The sequence below is a fragment of the Nocardiopsis protaetiae genome (genome assembly GCF_045446735.1).
Classification (GTDB): Bacteria; Actinomycetota; Actinomycetes; order Streptosporangiales; family Streptosporangiaceae; genus Nocardiopsis; species Nocardiopsis protaetiae.
In genome coordinates, this window is the sequence record NZ_JBJJBV010000018.1 from 1 (window position 1) to 22,802 (window position 22,802).

General features: G+C 73.1%; 9 protein-coding genes. 4 read left to right on the plus strand and 5 right to left on the minus strand.

The genetic code is table 11. The annotated features are described in order from the left end of the window. Positions 1-22: 22 nt before the first annotated feature. The 3 genes from ACJOT3_RS04820 to ACJOT3_RS04830 all read right to left on the minus strand — a co-directional run bounded on the left by ACJOT3_RS04820 (position 23) and on the right by ACJOT3_RS04830 (position 12,760). Positions 23-388, minus strand: coding sequence for a hypothetical protein (locus ACJOT3_RS04820; RefSeq protein ID WP_406969188.1), 366 nt, complete (start codon positions 386-388; stop codon positions 23-25). 167 nt (positions 389-555) lie between these two features. Beyond that, positions 556-11,502: a WXG100-like domain-containing protein gene (locus ACJOT3_RS04825; RefSeq protein WP_406969190.1), complete on the minus strand. Its 10,947-nt coding sequence runs from the start codon at positions 11,500-11,502 to the stop codon at positions 556-558. Between the two features lie 373 nt (positions 11,503-11,875). Beyond that, positions 11,876-12,760, minus strand: a complete 885-nt coding sequence (locus ACJOT3_RS04830; protein WP_406969192.1) for an alpha/beta fold hydrolase — start codon at positions 12,758-12,760, stop codon at positions 11,876-11,878. A gap of 320 nt (positions 12,761-13,080) precedes the next feature. Here ACJOT3_RS04830 and ACJOT3_RS04835 point away from each other — a divergent pair, with 320 nt between their 5' ends. Beyond that, positions 13,081-13,887 (plus strand): SAM-dependent methyltransferase, encoded by an 807-nt coding sequence (locus tag ACJOT3_RS04835; protein ID WP_406969194.1) that lies wholly within the window; start codon positions 13,081-13,083, stop codon positions 13,885-13,887. Positions 13,888-14,251: 364 nt separating this feature from the next. Continuing rightward, complete coding sequence (locus ACJOT3_RS04840) at positions 14,252-16,381, plus strand: acyltransferase family protein (protein WP_406969196.1); 2,130 nt, start codon at positions 14,252-14,254, stop codon at positions 16,379-16,381. Between the two features lie 29 nt (positions 16,382-16,410). On the opposite strand, the gene ACJOT3_RS04845 is transcribed toward ACJOT3_RS04840, so the two are convergent. Together ACJOT3_RS04845 and ACJOT3_RS04850 are read right to left on the minus strand one after the other, a co-directional pair. Further along, on the minus strand, positions 16,411-17,532 hold the full coding sequence (locus ACJOT3_RS04845; RefSeq protein WP_406969198.1) for a PTS transporter subunit EIIC: 1,122 nt from the start codon (positions 17,530-17,532) through the stop codon (positions 16,411-16,413). A gap of 80 nt (positions 17,533-17,612) precedes the next feature. Next, positions 17,613-18,242 (minus strand): DeoR/GlpR family DNA-binding transcription regulator, encoded by a 630-nt coding sequence (locus ACJOT3_RS04850; protein WP_406969200.1) that lies wholly within the window; start codon positions 18,240-18,242, stop codon positions 17,613-17,615. A gap of 575 nt (positions 18,243-18,817) precedes the next feature. Between ACJOT3_RS04850 and ACJOT3_RS04855 the strand changes: the two genes are divergently transcribed. Further along, on the plus strand, positions 18,818-20,170 hold the full coding sequence (locus ACJOT3_RS04855; RefSeq protein WP_406969202.1) for an AMP-binding protein: 1,353 nt from the start codon (positions 18,818-18,820) through the stop codon (positions 20,168-20,170). Between the two features lie 380 nt (positions 20,171-20,550). Continuing rightward, entirely contained in the window at positions 20,551-22,767 is a 2,217-nt protein-coding gene (locus tag ACJOT3_RS04860; protein WP_406969204.1) for a LamG domain-containing protein, read from the plus strand. Positions 22,768-22,802: the final 35 nt, after the last annotated feature.

Sequence of the window (22,802 nt, forward strand, 5' to 3'; positions counted from 1 at the left end):
GGGCCCGCGCCATTCGGCCGGGTCAGCGCCGACCGCCCCCGGCCCCCGGGAGGCCACCCGGGCCGTCATCGAACAACCCGTCACTCACCTCGACCGCGTGGTCCTCGGCGTTCTGGTAGTTGCGCGCCGACAGCATCACCCCGTCGGCGGTGCGGTCGAAGGCCACGGCCAGCGCTTCACCGAACTGGTCCAGCAGCTTCACCATGGGCGGGAGGTTCTCGTTGAGCGAGTCCCCGATGTCCTCCCCGGGCTCCCAGATGACCCCCATCGCCTGACGCTCCGCCACCAGGCGTGAGAACGCCTCGCGGACGAGCTGCCCCGGTTCGCGCAGCTGCCGCCCGGCCCGCTCCATCTCGTCGGGGAACACCGTCAGATCGCTGTCGGCCATCGTCGTCCCTTCCTGTGCGGGAGCACCGCCCCTCCGTCCGGGACGCCCGGCGGCCCCTGCCCCACCCCGTTGTCTAATGCCGCCCGGTGACGGGCACGCGAGCCCCCGTCGACGCGCGGGTGTACCCGACGCGGCGGGTTTCCGGACCTCGGCGGTTCGGGCTGCCGCTACCGGTGGGCCTCCTCCGCCGACGGCTGGACGTCCGCTCTGCTGTTCTCCCGGACGCCGCCGTCCCCGGGGGCGGATGTGCTCTCCGGCTTCGGGGCTCCCGCCTCCTCCGGGGCGGACTCCACCGGTGGCATGCCGCCCTCCTCGGCGGTGGACGGGTTCCCGCTCGTCTCCGTCGCCACTGGTGGCGGGCTGTTCTCTTCGTCAGTGGACGAACTCTCAGCCGTGTCCGCCCCCACGGGTGGTGTGCCTTCCTTTTCTTTAGCGAACGATCGTTCGCTAATTTCTGCGGGAGCGGTGGAGACGGCCTCTCCCGGTGTCGTGTCCCCTGCCTCGCCGTCCGGTTCGGATGTGCGGCCCTGGCCCCGGACCGAGCCCCCGCCCGTGCCCACCGGTCTGGGCGGCAGGGGCGCGGCCGCGGCCAGAGAGACCGTGTTCCCGAAGCCGCCATCCGGCGACAACAGCGGAAATCCCCCTTCCGCGTCCGTGTCGCCGCCCTCCCACCGGAAGGACCCCGCCTCCGAAGCCGGGGTACCAGGCGCCCCCGACGCAGCGTTCCCTCCCCGGTCGCCTCCGGCCACCGGAACGACGGTGGGAGACGCGTGCCCCGTGTCGCCGGAACCCGCAGGCTGCGGGGCAAGGACCTGGGCGAACGCGGCGTTCAGCACGGCCTGGCGGTCATGGCCGGCCCCGGTGGGAGCCCGCGCCGGGATCTCGGCGTCCTCTGGTCCTTGCTCCTGCCCGCCCCCGGTCGCGCTGCTGCCCGCGGGAGCGGAGTCCCCGCCGATCGCCGTGGAGCCGTTCCCGCTCTCGTCGGCGGTCGGCTTCACGGGCACGGAGCGTGCGGGTGCCCCCTCCCCGGAACCGCCGGTGTCCTCAGCGGCGTAGAGGTCGTAGAAGTCATCGAGCGTGGTGGGCCGCTCCCTGCCGCGGGTGGACGGCGCGGTGTCGTCCCCGCCGGTGTAGGTGTCGTAGAAGTCGTCGAGCGTGGTGGGCCGAGGCCCGCTGTGCGCGGCCGCACCGGGGCCGCCGCCGAGGTCGTCGGACGCGCCGCCCCGGTCAACGGCCCCCGTGCCGGTGCCCGACGCGGGGGCCGCCCGGGGTGATCCCGGCGGTGTCGCGTCGTAGATGTCGCCCGGTTCCTCGGAGGGGTTCTCACGGTGGGTGGATCGCTCATCGGTGTTCACGGCCGGTCTCACCCGTGGCGTGCGCGGCGGGGTTGCGGTGCCGAGGTCGTCGGATGCGTCGTCCGCACGCACGGTCGGGGATTCGGCGGGCAGCGCCGGGGTCATCAGGTATGCGGAGGACGCGGTCGTGCCGCGGGGTTCCCTGTCGGTGACGAAGAAATCGCTCTCATCGGCACCCTCCCGGGGGGTTCCCAGCGGCGTGGCGTCGTAGATGTCATCGAGGCCTTCGGACGCGCCGTCCCGGTCAATGGGTCCCGTGCCGGTGCCCGATGCGGGGGCCGCCCGGGGTGATCCCGGCGGCGTGGCGTCGTAGATGTCGTCCAGGTCGTCGGTGGTGCCCTCACGGTGTGTGGATCGCTCATCGGTGTCCACGGCCGGTCTCACCCGTGGCGTGCGCGGCGGGGTCGCGCCGCCGAGGTCGTCGGACGCGCCGTCCCGGTCAACGGCTCCCGTGCCGGTGCCCGACGCGGGGGCCGCCCGGGGCGATCCCGGCGGCGTCGCGTCGTAGATGTCCTCGTTCGTGAGGGCGAACTCCTCCCCGGTCGCCCTGACCGTCCCGGTCGTCCCAGTCGTCCCGAGCTCCTCCCCCTCCTCACGCGGCCCGTCCTCCGGCACCGCCCGCGGCCCCCGAAGTTCCCGCATCGCGTCGACCAGCTCCCGCATCGCCGAGTTCCGAGCCGCCTCCAACGCCCGGTAGGCCGTCTCCATCTCCTCGTACCGCCCCCGGTACGTCCGTCCCCCCGACCCCGGGTCGTCGACCTGCCCCACGTACTCGAAGAGCTCCCCCCGCACCTTGAAATACGCCGCGTCGGCCTCGGTGAACGCCGCCTCCGCCGCCGCGTACCGCCTGATCCGCGGCGTGTCGGTGGCCAGCCCCCACGACCGCGCCGTGTCCTCGTCGACCCAGCGCAGCACCGAGGCGTCCACCTGCCCCCCGCGCGGCTGAGTCCCGGAGTCGGCGCTCTCCGCCCACACCAGCCACCGGGCCGGGACCCGGACGAGGAACATCCTCTTGGTGCCCGGCCCGCTCGCCACCGCCCCGTGCCGCTGCCCGTCGGAGGTCCCGTCCCGGGCCCCGCGCAGCCCCGCGGAGTCGGCGTCCAGGTTCTCCCGGATCCGGTCCGCGGGCCGGCCCGTCTCCGTGGCCTGCCCGCCCACCCCCAGGTTGTTCGCCTGCTGCACGCTCATGGTCTGCGACCGGCGCCCGCCCTCCTGCTCCGAATCGCGGGCGCGGCTCTCGTTGCCGACCGACTCGATTGTCGCCGACCGGACGTCGAACAGCGCCCGCACCTTGACCGCCGTCGCCCCGTACTCCGCCAGCACGGTGGGCCGCTGCGACGCGTCGGGGGTCAGCGAACGCAGCAGCATCTCGTGCGTCCGCGCGGTGGCCCCCGCCGTCCGCTCGATGGCCGAGATCCTCCCCTCCAGGTGGCGGGTGGCCGACTCCACCTCGGCGGTGTTGAGGTCGAGCCGCCCGTTGGGGCTCGTCCACCCGTCGACCAGCGCGGCGTTGACCACGGCGGCGTCGAGCAGCTCCCGCGCGTCGTTCTCGATCGCGACGGGGATCTCGCTCAGGCCCCCCTCCCCGTTCTGGTAGCCGCCGCCGCCCGGCCCGGTCCGACTCGCGGCCCAGGTGTCGGGGTAGGAGCCGGCGTCCTCCAGCCCGATGGTCGCCGGCTCGTACCGCGGCCCGGACCGGGGACCCTCCCCGCCGGGCGCCATCACCTCCAGGTAGGGCAGGGGGTACACGCTCTCCGCCTCGCGGTCCCAGGCCGACGCCGTGTACACCTGCTCGCCGATGGTGAGGCGCGCGTCCACCCGGGTGGGGGAGGTGACGACGGCGTAGGGCGTGAACACGACCCGTTCCTGCGTCTCCTCGCGCGCGGTCCCGCTGGAGGAGGAGTCCTCGGTGAGGGACTGGTGCCGGAACGCGGGGGTGCCGCCGGCGCTGACGGCCCCCGTCTGCCTCCCGGTTCCGGGGTCCTCCCGGTTCCCGATCGGCCCGAGCAGATCGACGGCCCCGCCGCCGCCGTGCCCCCGGATCCGCGTCTGCGTCTGCGTGTCACCGGTCGCCTTGATGTTGCGGTCGACGAACTCCATCAGCCCGCCGAGGTGTTCGACCCGGGCCGGGGCTCGGAAGACCGAGAGGTCGAGTTGGGCGACGCGCGACCTGCCCGTGGAGTCGCGCACCCGCACGTCCAGCCGGGGCAGGTGCGTCAGCCCCCGGCTGATGTGCGAGTTCACCGTGTGGATGACGTCCTCGCGCGAGTGGGTGGTCAGCTCCCAGCCGGCCCTCCGCAGCCGCTGCTCCAGGTCGTCGACCAGCGAGGGGACGTCGACCGGGCGGGTGTCGTACCCCTTGCCGGGCAGGTCCCGCCGGAGTTCGAGCGAGGGGGGAGGCGACTGCGGCGGGGGCTGGGCGCCGAATTCGATCCGGCCGTCCGCGTGCCAGGTGAGGCGGTCGTGCACCAGCCCCTCGGCGAACACCCACAGCGCGGGCACCATGGTCTTCTGGGCGTCGCGGACCGGAGCCGTCCAGGCCGAGTAACTGTCGTCCCCCGGCGACCGCGGCACGGAGAAGAACAGGTCGAAGTCCCTCTTGTGCTCGGTCGCCTGCACCAGCACACCGTGCGTGATGAACTCGAAGGTGGCGCCGGTGAACTTGAGCTCCCGCCGGGCCCGGTACGACACCGAGGACGTGTCGCTGCGCCCGTGCCCGTGCGGTGTGTACCGCAGGTCCAGGCCGGGCTGGACGATGGGGCCGGCGGAACCGCGCGGGGCCTGGCCCGGGCTCTCGGCCGTCGGCTGCGGGTTGAAGATCCCCCGGGCGGCCACGGCCATCGTGAACACGCTCTCCCGCGCCCGCCCGGTGCCGAACGAGATCTCCTGCACCTGGTTGGGCTCCATGACGGCGAACTCGCGCAGGGCGGCCGACACGACGTGGGTGGGCACGTACCAGGTCGCCGTCGTCGGCCGGGCCCGCCACGGGGCGGGACCGTCGTCGAGCTGGATCCGGAAGCGGTCGCCGAGCCTGCGCTGGAGGCCGGGGGAGGCGGCCAGGGACTGGGGGGAGGTGTGTGCGGAGACGACGGCCGCGCCGCCGTCGCGCGCCGACACCGTCCGCGAGAACGACCAGTGGTCGCGGTCCAGGCCCGCGTAGGTGAGCGAGGCGACGGTGATCACGCGGGGGCCGCGGTTCCGGACCGCGGGGTTGAAGGCCTGGACGCTGGAGAACAGCCCGGACAGGCGCCGCGCCCGGTCGGTGCGCTCGATCTCCAGGGGCGGGGGAGCGTCGGTCCGCCGGACGTCGCGCCCCGTGGTGCCGGACCCGGTCCGCTCACGGGTGTCCGTGTCCCGGGCGTCGCGTCCGCGGGTGTCCCCGTCCCGGGTCTCCTCCGCCCTGTCCCGGGTCCCCTCCGTTCCGGTCCGGGTGTCCGCGGGGTCGTCCGTGGTCCGTGCGGTCGTTCCCGGAGTCGTCCGCGGCCGAACGGAGCCGTCCGTGGTCCCCGAGGTCGTCCCGGGCTCCGTCCGGACCGGCGCCGTGCCGTCCGTGCCCGGGGGCCCGGTCTCCGCGGTCTCTGCCTCCGCGGTCCCGGTCTCCGGGGTCTCGGTCACCTCAGTGATGCTCGACAACAGCGGCGGAGCGGCCGCCGACCGGAACCGCACCACGGGCGCGCCGTCGTTGACGAACCCGAACGGCCCCTGCCCGAAGAGCCGGGCCGCCGTGGACGCCGGCAGCCGCCGCGGCGCCGCGGGTCCCCCCTCCGGCGGGGCGTCCAGGGGAACGCGGCGGCCCACCCGGGGCGCGTGCAGCTCCACCGCGGCCCGGGGGGCGGGCCCGGCCGCGGTGCCCTCGCCGAAGACATCGCGCGCCATCCCCGTGCGCGCGGGCGCCTCGAACCGGGAGGAGCGCGGGACCAGCCCGTCGTCGGGCCCGATCCAGGCGGAGAACTCCACGTCCGCGAAGAGCCGGCGGCTCCCGCTCTTGTCCTTGACGTTCGTCTCCCCGGTCATGGACACGCCGTATTCGCTCTGCCGCCTGCTCCGGAACTCGTTGGCCGCGCGGAAACCCCCGCCCCCCGCCTGGGAGGGGTTGCCGAAGGAGTCCACGCCCCCGGAGACGCCGCGCACGATCGCGCCGGTCCGCCCCTCGGCGGTCACCGAGGTCACCGTTCCGTCCCGGCGGCCCAGGCCCGACGAGGAACCGGTGGTGGTGCCGGTGTGCGACTTCGCCAGGGGCGTCGCCTCCGAGTAGCCGGTGACCGTGGCCTTGGGCCACACGGAGATGTGGTCGGGGACCGTCCACCGGCGCTCCCTCACCTCGTTGCCGCCCGGCAGGAGCTTGGACTCGACAAGTTTGACTTCCATCTGCCCGGACAGCCAGCGGTCCCGGTCGGCCCGGAAGGCGGCCGCGTTGACCTGCGCGAGCACGGTCTCGGTGTTGGCCTTGGCCACCTTCAGGCTGCGCCGGTGGTTCCACCCGGCGTGCGACCGCCGGGGCGCCGGGGTTCCGGGGAGGGCCAGGTGCGGCAGCACCAGGCCCGGGTACTGCCGGTCGATGTCCACCAGGAGCTTGTGCGCGAAGTCCCGGAAGAACGTCCGCGGCGGACCGCCGTCGGGTGTGCGGACCTCGGCCCCGTCGTCGAAGGTCACGTCGCGGACCAGCGCGTCGCCGAAGTGCGTCGGCCCGCCCTCGCGGTCCAGGAACGGGTCGCCCGTCGTCTCCACCGGGTCCGCCTCGGGCCGCCCGCCGTACAGGCGCCGCGCGTCGTCCGCGGTGAGGGCCTCGGTCCCCGACATGTCGAAGAGGGTCGGGGCGTCGTCGCCGTCGACCCACACGGCGATGGTGCGCCGGGTCCGGTACACGGCGGTGTCCGTGCTGTGGAACAGGCGGGCGTCCCACGCGTTGTCCGAACGCCCGCGGCCGTGCGCCCACACCTTCTGGAAACGCGCCTCGAAGTAGGGGACGTCCACCCGCACCGCGTCGCCGGGCACCCGCATCACCGCGCCGCCCGACACCGCCACGAAGAAGCCCTTGAGACGGTTGGCGAGCACGCTCGCCCCGCGGGCGAAGCGGTCGGTCAGCTTGATGTTGAAGTTCTTGGGGGTGTCGGGGACGAGCTCCATGGACGTCGGGTACGACCAGAGGGTGACCAGCCGCGTTCCGCCGTCGGCGTCGGGCACGCGCAGGGTCCGGGGCTCGCCGGTCATGGTGGGCAGCTGGGTCATGACGATGTCGTCGGCGAACACCTCCATGACCCCGCGCCGGTCCAGTTCCCGGTGCTCGGCCCTGGAACCGGTCTTGCGGTGGGCCACCACGGTCGGCTCCCCGCTGCCGGGGCGGGGGCGGTGCAGCAGGCGGCGGACGTTCGACCCGGTCCCGGGGGGTTCGAAGCCGAGGCGGTCGGCGATCCAGGAGTTGAGGGCGGTCGGCCCGGTACCGCCTTCGCCGGAGGAACCGGGCTCCGCGGAGCCGTCGTGGCGGCGGGTGATGGAGTCGACCGAGACGGGGTGGGAGTTGGCCAGGAAACCGCCGTGCCCGGGCGTGGGACCCCCGTCGCCGTCGCCGTCGGCGGGGGGCGCGGGCGGCGGGGCCAGCGGGTCCGCGAACGTGATCGCCGCGGGCAGGTCGTCGCGGGTCTGCAAACCGCCCATCAGGACGAGCTCCACCCCGTGCGGAATCCGGGCCGGCGGCGGATCGCGCGGGTCGGCCAACGCGATGGCGCCGTCTCCCACAGGCGGGACCGCCGCCGGGGGCGGATCCCCGTCGACCCGCCAGGTGACCGTGAGGTCGCTGCCGAAGGTCGTTCCCGCGCCGGTCATCTCCGTGGTCAGGAGCTGGGTGTGCCCGGCGTCGCCGGACTGCTGCTGCACCGCCGAACCGGCGAACGCCGAACCGCGGAGGCCCACCGCGGGGGCGGGGATGCCGTCGACGCCCAGGAGGTTGGCCTGGACGCTCACGACCGGTCGGCGCGCCGAGCCGACGAGCCCGGACTCGCCCCGCGAGGTCTGGGTCTGCTCGTCGTGCAGGCCCTTGTACTTGGCGGACGCGGCGGCGCCGGGGCGGTCCCGCCCGCCGGGGCGCCACGCGTCGTCGGTGCTCAGCCGCAGGGTGAAGGTCCGGCCGTCGGCGGCGGTGCGGCGGACGCCGTGGGGGGAGAAGAAATCGCGGGGGTCCTTGGCGAGGTCCTTGCGCAGGGCGGCGCGCACGTCGGGGGGCAGGGTCGCGAGGGTGCCCAGGACGGTGTCGGGGTCGACCCGGACACCGTAGGACTCGACCCAGCGCGACTCGATGATGTAGTTGAGCCGCCGCGTGTCGGCGGCCTCCTCCTCGCCGGGCGGGGGAGGGGCCTCCTCGCGGGGCGCGGGGGTCTCGGTGACCTCGGTGGTGTGGGTCGTGTCGTGGTCCCCGGTGGTCTCCACGGGGGTGCGGCGGCCCTCCTCGCCCGGGGGGTCGGTTTCATGGCCGTCCCGCCGCTCCGCCTCGTCGGCGGGCGCCTCCTCCACGTCGCTGTCGGATTCCGTCTCCGGAACCTCCCGCTCCACGGTCTGCGGGGTGTCGCCCTCTTCCTCTGTGATGGTGTCGGCGGTGGTCTCCGCGTCCGTGCTCTCCGTCCGCAGTGGGCGGACCTCGTCGGAGACCTGCTCCACCACCTGCGAGGAGCCGTCCCCTTCGGTGTCGGACGGGATCTCGGCCGCTGTCGGGTCCGTCGCTGAGGTCGCGCCATCGCGGGCACCCTCCCGTACCGGGCCACCGCCCGCGGTCTCCGCGCGCAGGGGCGGTGAGGACGGAGGAGAGGGCGGCGGCGTGGCCGCGGCCACCACCGGCGGCGGAGTGTACGTGTCTTCGGCCCCGGACACCTCGGAGGTCCCGGTCAGGGACCGGAAGAACTCGCCGATGTCGATGTCCTCGGAGACATCGTCCGGTGATATCCGCTGAAAGCCCCCCTCCGTGTCGTGCCCTTCCCGGCTGAACGCCCTGCCACCGGAGGCCGGGGTCCGCGCGGCCTCGGCGCCGTCCCCCGTTCCGCCCTGGTTCTCGGGGGATGCCTGTGCGCCCTGGCCACCTCCGGTACCCGTCACCAGGGGAGGCTGCTGCATGGTGGTGGAATCCGTACGCTCTCCGCGGTCACCTACCTCGCCGACGTTCGTCGTGTCATGTCCGCTTTGTCCCCCCTGGCCGCCGGACGGCGGCGCCGACCGGCCGCCGTCCACGGTGTCGGCAGGGGCCTCTGCGATCGGCGTCGACCGGCCTCCGCGGCTCCCCGTATCCGCAGGGCGCTCCCCACCCGACTCCGACCGATCCCCACGGCCTCCGCCCCCGGTATCCGCCGAGGTTCCCTCACCCGAACCGTCGGCCTCCGCCGCCCGGCCTCCGTGGTCGCCCTCGCCCGTATCCGCCCGGGTTTCTTCGCCGGGGCCGTCGTTCGCCGCCGACCGATCCCCGCGGCCGCCTTCCCCGCCCGTGTTCGCCCCGCTCTGGCCGTTGGACGGCCCCGACCGATCCCCGCGGTCGCCCCCACCCATGTCGGCCGACGTTTCCCCGTCCTGACCGTCGACCGGCCCCGACCGGCCCCTGCGGCCACCGCCCTCCGTATCGGCCGCGGACTCCCCATCCGCCGCCGACCGGCCTCCGCCACCCGTATCCTCCGCAGGGCGCTCCTCGCCCGAACCGGGTCGTCCTGTACCGGAGGCGCCGTCCCGGGACGTCCCCTCGTTCTCCGACGGTGCGAGCGAGGACCACTCGTCGTCCGCATCGTTTCCGTCGTCCTCGTCGTCCCGACCCCGGTTCCCGCTCTCCGAAGGCGCGGTCGACGAACGGTCGTCATCGCTGTCGAAGTCCCCGTAGTCCCCGAAGGAGGACGCGTCGTCCCCGCCACCGCCCCGCAGCCGCAGCACCGGCGCGTCGTCCCCCGACTCGAACGCCAGGCCCCCACCCCGCGACCCGTTCGCCCCGCCCGCCCCGGACGCCGACCCTCCCGACCCTCCCGACCCTCCCGGAGTCCCGGCGGACCCGTCGCCGTCCCCCCGCGGCGGCGCGCCGGAGGACCCGCCGCCGCCCGGTTCCGGCAGCGGGAGGTCGTTGAGGTCGCGCAGGTTCCCCAGGGCGTCGATGGCCCGGAGCCCCCCGGTCACCGCCAGGTCGTGCACCACCGAGCTCGCGGCGCCGGCCACCGCCGACATCCCCGACGCCTTCCACTCGTGCTCGGGCGAGAACGCCAGGTTCGTCAGCCCTTCGCCGAAGTACCCCTCGAACGCCCCCGACCCCGCGCCGATCCCCAGGGCCGTCGCCCGGTCCCTCCACCGGTTCCCGAAGTCGGCCACCGTCCGCCCGAACGCGTCCGGCACGTCCCGCGCCAGGTGGTCCCGGGTGCTCTGGGGCAGCGGCGCGCCCCCCAGCACATCGTCCAGCGCGGAGTTCATCCGCGGCGTGTTCCACGTGCGCAGCAGCGTCTCGGCGTACTCCCGCCCCAGGTTCCGGGCGGCGTCGGCACCGAGCGCGCCCCCGAAGTGGCGGGCGAACAGGTCCCCGGACCCGTCGATGAACCGCTCCGGGTGCCCCATGCCGCGGCTCGCCGTGTTGGGACGCTGTACCGCGCTCAGGAACTCGTTGGAGTTGCGCGCGAACACCGTCACCAGGTCGCGGTTGAACTCCGGGGTGATGCTCCCCGGCGGCGGCAGCGGCGTCGGCGCCGCCGGGCCGCCGCGCCCCGACCCCCCGCCATTCCCCGGCCCCCCGTCGGGCACCTCCCGCGGCGGGGGAGCGGGCGCCGGGCCCGGCCCGGGGGTGTCCCGCGGCCCGGACACCGGCCCGGGGCCGGGGGTGTCGCGCGGCGGGGGCACCGGCCCGGGGCCGGGGGTGTCCCGCGGCCCGGACACCGGCCCGGGGCCGGGAGTGTCGCGCGGCGGGGGCGCCGGGTCGGGGTCCGGGATGTCACGCGGCGTCGGCGTCGGCCCCGCGTCGCGCACCGGCGGTCCGGTCGGCGGCCCCGGCGGCGGCTCCGGAACGATGTCGCGCACGGGCGGCGGCGGCCCCGGCGGATCGGGCAGGTTCTTCCCGAACAGCTTCGCCAGCTGCCCGCTGAGGAACACGTCCGCGCCGAACGACAGCCCCGCGCTCAGCAGCCCCTCCACGAACGCCCCCGCGGCCGCCATCCGCGTGAGCTCCTTGTCCCATTCCTCCCGGTTCCCCTGGTCCATCTGGATGCGCTGGATGAGCAGGTCCATCGTCGTGCCGAAGAGCTGCGCCACGAACAGGTGGCTCAGCAGGTTCCACACCAGCCACCGCAGGATCCGCTGGATCACCTGGTTGCGGATGAACCTGAAGATGGGGATGAACTTCAGCGTCGCCCCGAAGGTGAACTTGGCCGTCGCGATCGCCCACGCGATCTCCAGCACCAGCTGGATGAGCTGGCCGATGATCATCCACTTGGCGTATTCGACCTGGTTGGCCGCGTCCTTGGCGTAGGTGCGGATCTCCCCGGCCAGCCGCGCGGACTCGCCGATGTAGTCCCGCTCCCCGGCGGTGAACTGGGCCAGGGAGTTCTCGAAGTACTTCGTGGTCCGGCCGTCGAACGTGGCCTGCACCTTGCGCCGCAGCACCACCACCAGCTCGGGCAGCTCGGTGGCCAGGATGTACTCGACGGTCGCGTACAGGTCGGAGAAGTCCCGCAGCCGGTCCTCGTCGACCTTGGGCCACTTGGTGCCGGTCAGTCCGTAGAAGAGGTTGGCCAGTTCGTCGGGGATCTCCATCCCCATGCGCGCTCCCGCCCCGTGTCACTCCGCCGTCGGACGCCGGGGCCGCACCACCCGGCCCACCCGGCGATCGCGACGATCCTAGGGCGGTTCCCCGTCCCCGGAACGGGCTTTCCGTCCGCTTTCGCACACTGTTCGCCCATCCGTCACCACAGGCGCGCGCCTGGACGCCGGAGCCGTGGGAGTGTCCCGCAAGGCAGGGGTCTCCGGTCACCCCGCCCTCCGCCTCCGGTCACCCGGCGACCCGTTCCGTCCACCCCCGGTCACCTTCCGCCCCGCCGCCCCGGCGACCCCGCTCACCCGCGCCCCCGGTCACCGCGCGCCCTGCCGCCCCCGCGTCCCGCCGCCCCCAGCCCGGCCGACCCCACGCCCCCGTTCACCCGCCCAACCCGAAGAACTCCCGCATCTCCACCAGGAACCGGTCGTGCCGCTCCACCTGCGCCCAGTGCCCGCAGTCCGGCACCAGCACCAGCCGCGCCCGCGGCATCAGCCCGGCCGCCCGCCGGGACCCGCGCGGGTCCACCAACGGATCGTCCTCCCCGTGGAAGAACAGCGTGGGCACCCCCACCCCCCGCACCCGCTCGCTCAGGTCGTTGGCCATGCCGCGCCGCCCCACGATGGCCCGGTTGTAGTGCAGGTACCCCAGGGACGCACCCGGCCGCCGCGCCTCACGGGTGAACTCCTCCACCACCGGCCCCGGGATCGCCGCCGGGTTCCTGACGACGGCCCGCACGGCCGTACCGCTGAAGAACCGGTTGACCAGCCACAACGCGGTCAGCACCACGGGGTCGGGGGCGTGCACCGCCGCCCAGGCCCCCGCCTGCGTGAACCGGTCGCGCAGCCGCGGCATCAGCCCGGCGGAGGCGATCAGCGCCAGCCCCGCGACCCGGTCGGGGTGCTCCAGGGCCAGGTTCAGCGCGATGTCGCCGCCCATGGACACCCCGGCCACGATCGCCCGCCCCACCCCCAGCGCGCCCATCGCCTCGTCCACGACCGCCGCCAGCTCCCGCGGTCCGCCCACCGGCCCGGCCGCCAGGCTGCCGCCCCACCCGGGCAGGTCCGGCGCCCACACCTCGCGGTCGGCGGACAGCGGCTCCAGCAGCCGATACCAGGAGATCGCGGCGCCGTCCGTGCCGCTGCCGTGCAGCAGCACCAGGGGAACGGAACCGGGCCGCGGGGCGCCCGCCCGCAGCACCCGCAGGCGCCCGGCCCCGACGTCGACGTACTCCTCCCGCGCCCCGGGCGGTACGAGGTGTCCCATGACCGGCTCCCTCCGGCTCCCTCCGTCCGTACCCACCCTACGCACGAGGGGTTCGGCCGGACCCTTCCTCACCCCACCCCGCGCACGCGGGCCCGGGGGCGCGGCCGGGCACCGGCGACCCCGGCGATCGCCCCACCCCGCGTACGCGGACCCGGCCGAACCCCTCCTCGGCCCACACGGCACACGCGGGGCCCGGAGGACCAGGCGACCGGACGACCGGAAACCCTTGCTCCGCAAGGCTTTCCCATTGCGCGGACCCCGCCAAGAGACGAGAATGCCCGTGTCGCGCGGTACACACCGTAACGGAGGAAACGCACACCATGACCGCCCCCTCGCCCGACGAGCACCGGCCCCCCATCGACACCACCACGGCCCACTCCGCCCGCGTCTGGAACTACTGGCTCGGCGGCAAGGACAACTACCCCGTGGACCGCGAGGTCGGCGACTACGTGCTCGCCGCCTACCCGGAGATGGTCGAGGCCGCCCGCGCCGACCGGGGCTTCCTCGTCCGCGCCGTCACCCACCTGGCCCGCGAGGAGGGGATCCGCCAGTTCCTCGACGTCGGCACCGGCCTGCCCACCCACAACAACACCCACGAGGTCGCCCGGCGGGTGGACCCCGACACCACCGTCGTCTACGTCGACAACGACCCCATGGTCCTGGCCCACGCCCGGGCGCTGCTCACCGGCGACGACGCGGGCGGCGTCCACTACATCGACGCCGACCTGCGCGAACCGGACAAGGTGCTGGCCGCCGCCCGCGACCACCTCGACTTCACCCGCCCCATCGGCCTGACGATCCTGGGCACCATGGGGCACACCGAGGACACCGCCGCGGCCTACGCCCTCACCCGCGCCTACGTCGACGCCCTGCCCCCGGGGAGCTTCTTCGCCCTGTGCGACGGCACCGACACCAGCGAACCCATGGTGGAGGCGGCCCGCCGGTGGAACGAGACCGCCGCCCTGCCCTACCACCTGCGCACGCCGGAGCAGATCGCCGGGTTCTTCGACGGGCTGGACCTGGTCGAACCGGGCGTGGTCTCGGCGTCCCTGTGGCGTCCGAACGGGGCCGAGGTCGGCGACCCCGCCCACGTGGACCAGTACTGCGGGCTGGCCCGCAAACCCTGACCACCGGCCCGCCCGGGCACGGGCACGGCCACATCCACGAGCACCGGAACGGCCACGGCTACGAGTACCGGAACGGTCCCGGCCACGACCACACCGGTCCGGCCACACGTGCGAGCACGACCACGGTCACGACTACGACCACCGGAACGGCCACACGTGCGAGCACGGCCACGGCCACGATCGCGGCCACGGCGGCGGTGACCCGGCAACGGCGGCAGGCGCGGCCATGGCCAAGGCCACGGCCATGGCCACGGCCACCGTGACACGGCGGTGACAGCGCGTTCAACCCGAGTATCCCCGCAGGTCACCCCGGTGGGGCAGGATGTTCGCTCTCCCCCGCACCCCGTGAAAGCGAACGGTACCCGTGCCCCCTCCCACCTGCCCCCCGGGAACCGCCCGCACCCGACCCGTCGAGGTCGGCACCGGCGGGCACCGGCCCGGCATCGACGGCCTGCGCGCCGTGGCCGTGCTCCTGGTCGCCGCCTACCACATCTGGCTCGGCCGGGTCTCCGGCGGCGTCGACGTGTTCCTCATGCTCACGGGCCTGCTCGTCACCGCCTCCCTGCTGCGCGCCGCCACCGGCGGCGGCGTCCGCTACGGCGCGTTCCTCGCCCGCCTGGCCGCCCGCCTGCTGCCCACCGCCGCCGTGGTCGCCGTGTTCACCCTGGTCGGAACCCGGCTGTTCCTGCCGCAGACCCGGTGGCGCGAGGCCCCCGACGGCGCGGTCGCGGCCCTGCTCGGCCACACCAACTGGCGCCTGGCCCTGAACGCGGTCGACTACCTGGCCCGGGACGGCGTCCCCGACCCGTTCCAGCACTTCTGGTCGCTGTCGGTGCAGTGGCAGTTCTACCTGCTGTGGCCCGCGCTCGTCGCCGGAACGGTGCTGCTCGCCCGCCGGGCCGGACGCGACCCGCGCAGGCCGCTGTTCTGGGCGCTGACGGCGGTCTTCGCGCTCTCCCTCGCCTACTCGGTGGCCCTCACCCGCGAGAACCAGCCCTGGGCGTACTTCGACACCGGGGCCCGGCTGTGGGAGCTCGCGCTCGGCGGGCTGCTGGCCCTGCTGCTGCCGGGGCTGCGCCCGGGCCGGGCGGTGCGCGCGCTCCTGGGCTGGGCGGGGCTGGCGGCACTGGTGCTGTGCGGGGTGCTGCTCCAGGTGTCCACGGCCTTCCCGGGGTATGCGGCGCTGTGGCCCACCCTGGCCGCCGCGGCCGTCATCGTCGCGGGCTCCCCGAGCGGAGCGGGCACCCCGGGCGCCCCGAACAGCCCGCCCACGGGCGCCGACCGGCTGCTGTCCTCCCGGCCGCTGCGCTACCTCGGCTCCATCTCCTACGCCCTGTACCTGTGGCACTGGCCGATCCTGGTCTTCTACCTGGCCGCCACCGAACGCGACCTGGCCACCCCCGTGGGCGGGGCCGCCGTCCTGGCGGCGTCGGTGCTGGCCGCGGCCGCCACCACCCCGCTCGCCGACCGCGTCGCCGCCCTCGGCCGCGGGTCGGGCCCAGGCCGGGGCCCGGGCCGCCGGGCGGCCCTGCGCGGCACGGCCGTGGCGATGGCCTTCCTCCTCCCGGCCCTGGGCGCGGCCGGCGCCTGGACCGGCGCCCAGGCCGCCGAACGCGCCCGCTGGGACGCCCTGCTCGCCGACGGCCACAGCTACCCGGGCGCCGCCGTCACCCGCGGCGTGCCCGCCCCGCCCGGCCTGCCGGTCTACCCGCCCCCGGCACTGGCCGCCGAGGACGCGCCCGCCACCTACGCCGACGGCTGCAACCAGACCACCGCGGACGCCGAGGTCATCGTCTGCGAGTACGGGTCCGACCGTCCCGTGCGCACGGTCGCGCTGGTGGGCGGTTCGCACGCCGCGCACTGGTTCCCGGCCCTGGAGGCCCTCGCCCTGGAACACGACTGGCGGCTGCTCAACATCGTCAAGGGCGCCTGCCTGTTCACCGACGCCCCGCAGACCTACAAGGGCGAGCCGTACACCTCCTGCGCGCGGTGGAACCGGGGCGTGATGGCCGAACTGCGGCGGCTGCGGCCCGACACCGTGTTCACCACCGGGACCACCACCAGCCTGGACTCCTCCGCGGGCTTCGGGGAGGAACAGGTGGTGGAGGGGTACGTGGAGCGCTGGCGCGAGCTGGGGGAGCTCGGCATCGACGTGGTCGCGGTCCGCGACACCCCCAGGTTCGGGTTCGACGTGCCCGAATGCCTGGCCCGGGCGGCCCCGTCCGATCCGGTCGGCCAGGCCGACCCGGACGCCTGCACCACCGCGCCGGGCGACTCGCTGGCCCCGCGTTCCCCGCTCAAGGGCGCCGCCCTGCCCGCGAACGTGACGGTCCTGGACCTCACCGACGTGTTCTGCGACGCCGACGTGTGCCGACCGGTCATCGGCAACCTACTCGTGTACTGGGACGCCAGCCACATCGGCGCCACCTTCATGCGCACCCTCGCCCCCGAACTCGACCGCCGCTGGACCCGCGCCGCCCCCCGCCGACGGTGATATCGGCGTCATCGGGAAACGCGGTGTCATCAGGAAATGCGGTGGCGCGGGCCGGCGAAGTCCTGGCGCTTCCGCTTGGACGACTCCCCGCGCCCGAAACCGAGCAGCGCGGAGGCCGCCCCGAAGGAGACCAGGGTGGAGACGCCGACCCCGGTCAGCACCGCCACGTGCTCCCCGGGGGGCGCGACCGTCATGAGGGCGATGATGCTGCCCGGCGAGGGGGTGGCGATGAGGCCGGTGTCCAGGGTCATGAAGGTGATCACTCCGCTGACGCCGCCGCCGATGGCCGCCAGGAGGAGCCGGGGCTGGGCCAGGACATAGGGGAAGTAGATCTCGTGGATGCCTCCGAGGAACTGGATGATGATGGCCCCGGGGGCGGTGGCCCGGCTGATCTTCGGCCCGAAGAACAGGCAGGCCAGCAGGATCCCGAGACCGGGCCCGGGGTTGGTCTCGATGAGGAACTCGATGGCCTTCCCCGTCTCGGCCGACCGGACCACCCCCAGGGGCCCCAGGACCCCGTGGTTGATGGCGTTGTTGAGGAACAGGATCTTGGCGGGCTCGACGAGGAGGGACACCAGGGGCAGCAGGCCGTGGTCCATGAGGAACTGCACCCCGTCGCCGAGGGCCTCGGTCACGGTCCTGGCCACGGGGCCGATCCCCAGCATCGCGACGATCGCCATCGCACCGCCGAGGATCCCGGCGCTGAAGTTGTTGACCAGCATCTCGAACCCGGCGTGGATGTGCGGCTCCGCGAGGCGATCGAAGACACGGACGACGTAGGCGGCCAGGGGGCCGACGACCATGGCCCCCAGGAACATGGGGATGTCGGCCCCCGCGACCACACCCACGGTGGCCAGGGCGCCGACGACGGCGCCCCGTTGGCCGTGCACCAGCTGGCCTCCGGTGTAGCCGATGAGGACAGGGAGCAGGGTCAGGAGGATGGGGTCGACCAGTACGGCGAGGCGTTCATCGGGCATCCATCCCGTTTCGATGAACAGGGCGGTGATCAGCCCCCAGGCGATGAACGCCCCGATGTTGGGCATGACCATCGCCGCCAGGAACCCGCCGAAGCGCTGGGCGGTGGAGCGCAGCCGATCGGCCTTGACTGGGGAGCCGGTCGGGGTTTCGGGGGCGTCGTTGTCTTCCACCATGGCGAACTCTCTGTCGGGGGATCGGGGGGCGGGGGAACGGATGCTCGGGGAGAGGGCTCTTGCGCCGGCGCGGCCCGTGTTCAGGCCACGACCAGCCGTTCGACCCGGGTGCGCAGCTCTCGCAGCTGTTCCGGGGCGGCACCGGAGTCGGTGATCAGGCAGTCCACTTCGCTCAGGCGGGCGAACCGGAAGGTGCTGCTGTGTCCTAAACGGGTGTGGTCGGCCAGGACGACGGTCTTGGCGGCGATGCCCGTCGCCGCCTTCTTGACGGAGCTCCCGGCGTGGGTTCCGACGGTGAGGCCGCGCTGCGCGGACACCCCTTCGGCGCCGATGAAGGCCACGTCCACACGTATTTCGGCGAAGATGCGCTCCCAGGCGCCGATCGGCTGGATCAGATCCCCGCCGACCCGGTTGTCATAGCGGCCTCCGACGCAGTACAGGTCGATGTCGGTTCGCCGGCTGAGCGCGAGAGCGGTGCGGGGCGCGGTGGTCACGACCGTGTGGCCCTGGTCCGCGGGCAGGTGGGAGGCGATCCCCAGGGCGAGGTCGTCGCCTTCCAGGAGGACCGTCCCACCCGGCGGCAGCTCCGCCAGCGCCGTCTTGACGATCCTCTCCTCCTCTGCGGCCTGCTGCCGCGGACGGGCGTCGAAGGTGTTCCCATCGGCACTCCCGGGGAGCGGGTCGGGGGAGACGTCTCCGCGGAAGGACACGTAAAACCTCGCAATCGCAGAAGAGGGGTAACACAAGTGGGATCACTGCCACAAAAAGGACAAAGTCCGCAAATTATGCGACTTTGACTCGACGACAACTTCTTATATCACCCCGACAAAAGAAACTACAAGGCCGACAAAGACTTCGGCCCCGTGTCGATGCCGCTTTCACTTCGAGTCGCGGTCGACGCCGTTGGCCTTCCATTGGGGTGTCGCCGGAGGTCGGCAATTCATATGATCATTGAATTGAGGGTCATATGGTTCTCGGTTCCCGCGAGGTCGACCGGACGGACCAGGTCCGGCGGGGATCCCGTAGACACGGCGATGGGAGGCCGATAGGCTCGACCCCCGGAGGCGGGGAATTTCTCAACGCCGAGGAAACTTCGCGACCAGCTCGCCATGACGAACTCTTCCGGTACGAAAGGCCAAGCATGCGGAGGGGCGAAAGCCGGATATCGGCTCCATGGGAGAAGATCGACACTCTCGGCGCCATACCTCATCTGGACTTTGGTCCTGAAAGACTTCAAGGGGGATTCGCCCGCCACTGGGGGAGCCACTTCGAAGAGGTGAGCCCCGTGAACTTCCTCCGTGATGTCACCAGGGCGGCCAAGGGCCTGATCGCCGTAGGGGTCGACGCGGGCGACCGCGTGGTGCTGGCCTGCGGAACCGACTACGACTCCGTCGTCCTCGTCTTCGCCTCGTGGACCGTGCGGGCCGTCGTGGTCCCCGTCCCGCCCTCGGCGCCGGTGGAGCAGTTCACACGGATTCTGGCCGACAGCCACCCCGCGGCGGTCGTGGTCGAGACCAGGGCGCACGCGGAAACGGTCACCGCCGTCCGCCCCGGGCTGCGCTCACTGCTCCGCGCCTGGAACCTCGGCCCGGCGGAACAGGGACGGGACGGAAAACGGGACAGGCTCCAGGACGTCGCCGCTCCCGGGATGTACATGGCGGCGACGGCGGTGGCCCTCCGACGCGCGGACGCCTCACCCCACGACCCCGCCGCGGTGATCTACCCCTCCGAGAACGGGAAGAACCCCGCGGTGGCCCTGACCCACGGCAACCTCCTGGCCTCCGCTCAGGGGCAGCTGCGCCGTCTGAGGCCCCTGGCCGCCGAGAACCCGGTGCACGACGGCGCGCTCTTCCCCCTGCCCCTCAACGGGTGGACCTCCCTCTCCCTCCTGGCGGCACTGGTCTGCTGGGGAGTGCCCCTGGGATTCCCCGCCCGCGGCACCCCCCTGATGGACGCCGTCGAGATCTACTCCCCCGGTCTGCTCATCGCCAACGGCACACACCTGAAGCACGTCTTCGAGGCCGAACACGCCTACGAGACGGGCAAGGCGGAGAAGCCCGGCTGGGACAACCTCAACGCCTTCAACGCCGCCGTGGAACACGCCGTGCTCTTCGGCCGCGGTGGACGCCGCGGGCTGTGGCGGACCATCTCCCACTCCATGCACGCATGGCTGTACGCACGGATGCGCGAACGACTGGGGGGACGGGTCCGGCTGATCCTCTGCCCGGGACGGGTCCCGGACGACCTGTCCTACTTCTTCACCGGAGCCGGCATGCCGGTGGTGCAGTACTTCGGTTTCACCGCGTGCTCCGGTCCCCTCGGCCTGGAGATCACCGGAACGTGCGCGCCCGGCACCATGGGGCGCCTGGTGCCGGGGATGAAGGTCCGTTTCACTCCGGGCGGAGTCATGGAGGCCGGGGGCCCGGCCGTCGCCTCCTCCTACTGGCGGGCACCCCGGGAGAGCGGCGCCGTCTTCCGGGACGGGTGGTTCACCACCGGCGTGGCGGGCGCCCTCACCCCCGCGGGAACCCTGGTCCTGCGCGGGCGCCCGTCGGCGCCCACGGCACCGGAACCGAAGCGGCCGACGCCCCGGAGGGCGTCCCGCGGGTCCGACGGGGCACCCTCCGGGGAGGAGTGAGGCAACGCCGGGCGCGGGTGAACGTTCACCGAACACCCGGAGGCCGTCGCGCGGCCGGACTTCAGGAGTGCGCGGAAAAGCCCACCTCTCTTCCCGAATTCCATGGGGCTTCAAACTCCCGGTACCTGTCCGAATCAGGACAGGAGGCGGTTCGAAACGCCCGCGTGCACAAAGGGGCCCGGTACGCCACGGAATCCGATGTCTGTGACATGCATCACTATTCACTTGTTCACTTCTGGTCGCTAATGTCTCGCTCTGTCCCAGGACGACCACCACCAGTCGCGCCCGTATGGTGCGGCGCCCCCGCTCGGTGTTCCCCCTGCCCTGGGTGAGGAAGAAGCCCTGCCATGCCCCGCCGTGCTCGGGCGTGGGGTGCCGTGATGCTGACCCCCGTGCTCCTGCTCCCCGCCCTGTTCACCCCCGCCCACGCGGAACAGGAACCGCCGGCCTTCGCAGCTCCGAACGTTCCCACCGTCGGACCGACCGGCGAAGGCAACCCGCCCGAGGTCCCCGTCGAACTCTCCGACTCCCACGGCGGCCCCTGCTCCACCGACCCCGACGACCCGCGGCTGATCAACGAGACCGCGCCCACCTTCACGGCCTACGTCCGCGACCGCGACTCCGCCCCGGGCGCGGCCCAGAAGGTGAAGACCGAGTTCGCCTGGTCCGTCAGCGGCTCCCAAGCGGGCAGCGTGGAGAGCCCGGCCACCGACGTCGCGGCCTGGCCCTCGGGTTCCTTCCAGTCAGCCGAGGCCTCCGACCTGCCCGAGGGCGAACTGATCGCCTACTCGGCCAGAGCCCACGACGGAATCTCGTGGTCGGACCGGTCCCCGGAGTGCTATCTCAGGGTCAACACGTCCCGCCCGGAGCAGGGCCCGGCGGTCGACTCCGCCGACTACCCGGCCGACGCCATAGCCCATGGCTCCCCCGGCAGGCCGGGCGAGTTCACCTTCACCAACAACGGGGTGGAGACGGCCAAGGAGTACTACTACGGGTTCAACGACGACTCCTGCACCATCAAGGCCACCCCGTCCACCCCGGGCGGATCGGTCACGGTGACCCTCACACCCGGGCGGGAGGGGCCCAACTGGATCTACGCCCGCACGGTGGACGCCTTCGGCAACTCCTCCGACTGTGTGCTGTCCTACTCCTTCCTGGTCGCCCCGATCAGCAACCCGATTCTTCACCTCGGCTTCGACGAGGGGCAGGGGAATCGTGCCGCCGACATCATTGACCCCGACCGCGGTGCCACCCTCTCTGACGGCGTCGATTGGGTACGGGGCCGCATCGGTACCACCGTGAACCCCCATACGAATCCGCAGCCGCGTATGACCGGCACGGCCGTGCACACCAGTGGTCACACCGATGGCGACCCGGGCCCCTATGACGAGATCGACACCGGCCACCTTCCCGTGGACACCTCCGGCACATTCTCGGTGTCGGTATGGGTCAAGTTGGACCGCGCCGACGCACACCATGTCGCGGTGGCCCAGGAGGGTACCCGGCAGAGTGCTTTCCACCTCGGCTACCAGAGTGACACCGGTCGGTGGGTGTTCAAGATGTCGCCGGAGGACGAACACTGGGGCGGGTCTCGGTCCTGGGCTGAGGCCGAGTCCTCCCGGCCCGCGGAGGTGGGCGTGTGGACTCACCTGCTCGGCACTTTCGACTCCCGTACCGGCGGGCTCACCCTGTACGTCGACGGCGTCGAGCAGGGCGAGGCCGCCCACACGGGGGAATGGAACGCAGCAGGGCCGTTGACCGTGGGCCGCGATCCTTCCCAGGGCGTCGGAGACCATTACTGGCCCGGGGCGATCGACGACATTCGGGTGTGGGACCGTATGGTTCACCACCAGCCCCTGTCAGACCGCGAGCTTGAGAACGAGATCTGGCGCCTGGCGAACCGCCCTGTCGCTCCCGAGGGCCGCTGGACCCTGGACGAATACGACGGGACGCAGGTGGTCGACTCCACCGACCACGGGCTGGACGCCACCTTGCACGGTGACCCCTCGTCCGCGTGGAACTTTGCGGAGAACGATGTCACCGCCTCGCCCGGCGTGCGGCTCGGCGGTGATGGTGAGCACATCGAAACCTCTGAGCCTGCGCTGCGCACCGACCGCAGTTTCAGCGTCGCCGCCTGGGTGCGCCTGGACGAATCCGCCCTGGGCAGGGACGCCGTCACCGTGAGCCAGTCCGGGGAGCACCAGAGTGCCTTCCAGTTGGGTTATGGGGGCTCCAACGGCAAGTGGACCTTCCGGTTCTCACCCGGTGACGAACCCACCACCGGGGACGAAGAATGGAGTGGTGTCCATTCGACTGCTCTGGCTCGGTCGGGTGAGTGGACTCATCTGGTGGGTGTCTACGACCACACCCGCAAGGAGATGGTCCTGTACATCAACGGCATTGAAGAAGCCCGTGCGAGTGTGGACCACGCCTGGCAAGCCGAAGGCGGGCTGCGCATCGGCGGGGCCCGGCTCCAGGGTGGGAACGGCTACCACTGGACCGGCGATATCGACGATGTTCACGTCTACCAAGGTGTTCTGAGCGAACGGGACATGGACCGGGTGTACATGGGCGAGTTCCCCAATATCCAGATCTGAGTTCTCACCGGATGTCCCGTGCCACCCGCACATCC

What these genes read in the sequence shown, in the direction of transcription:
- ACJOT3_RS04820 (WP_406969188.1), bottom strand. Translation starts at nt 388, where the DNA reads ATGGCCGACAGCGATCTGACGGTGTTCCCCGACGAGATGGAGCGGGCC.
- ACJOT3_RS04825 (WP_406969190.1), bottom strand. Translation starts at nt 11,502, where the DNA reads ATGGGGATGGAGATCCCCGACGAACTGGCCAACCTCTTCTACGGACTG.
- ACJOT3_RS04830 (WP_406969192.1), bottom strand. Translation starts at nt 12,760, where the DNA reads ATGGGACACCTCGTACCGCCCGGGGCGCGGGAGGAGTACGTCGACGTC.
- ACJOT3_RS04835 (WP_406969194.1), top strand. Translation starts at nt 13,081, where the DNA reads ATGACCGCCCCCTCGCCCGACGAGCACCGGCCCCCCATCGACACCACC.
- ACJOT3_RS04845 (WP_406969198.1), bottom strand. Translation starts at nt 17,532, where the DNA reads ATGGTGGAAGACAACGACGCCCCCGAAACCCCGACCGGCTCCCCAGTC.
- ACJOT3_RS04860 (WP_406969204.1), top strand. Translation starts at nt 20,551, where the DNA reads ATGCTGACCCCCGTGCTCCTGCTCCCCGCCCTGTTCACCCCCGCCCAC.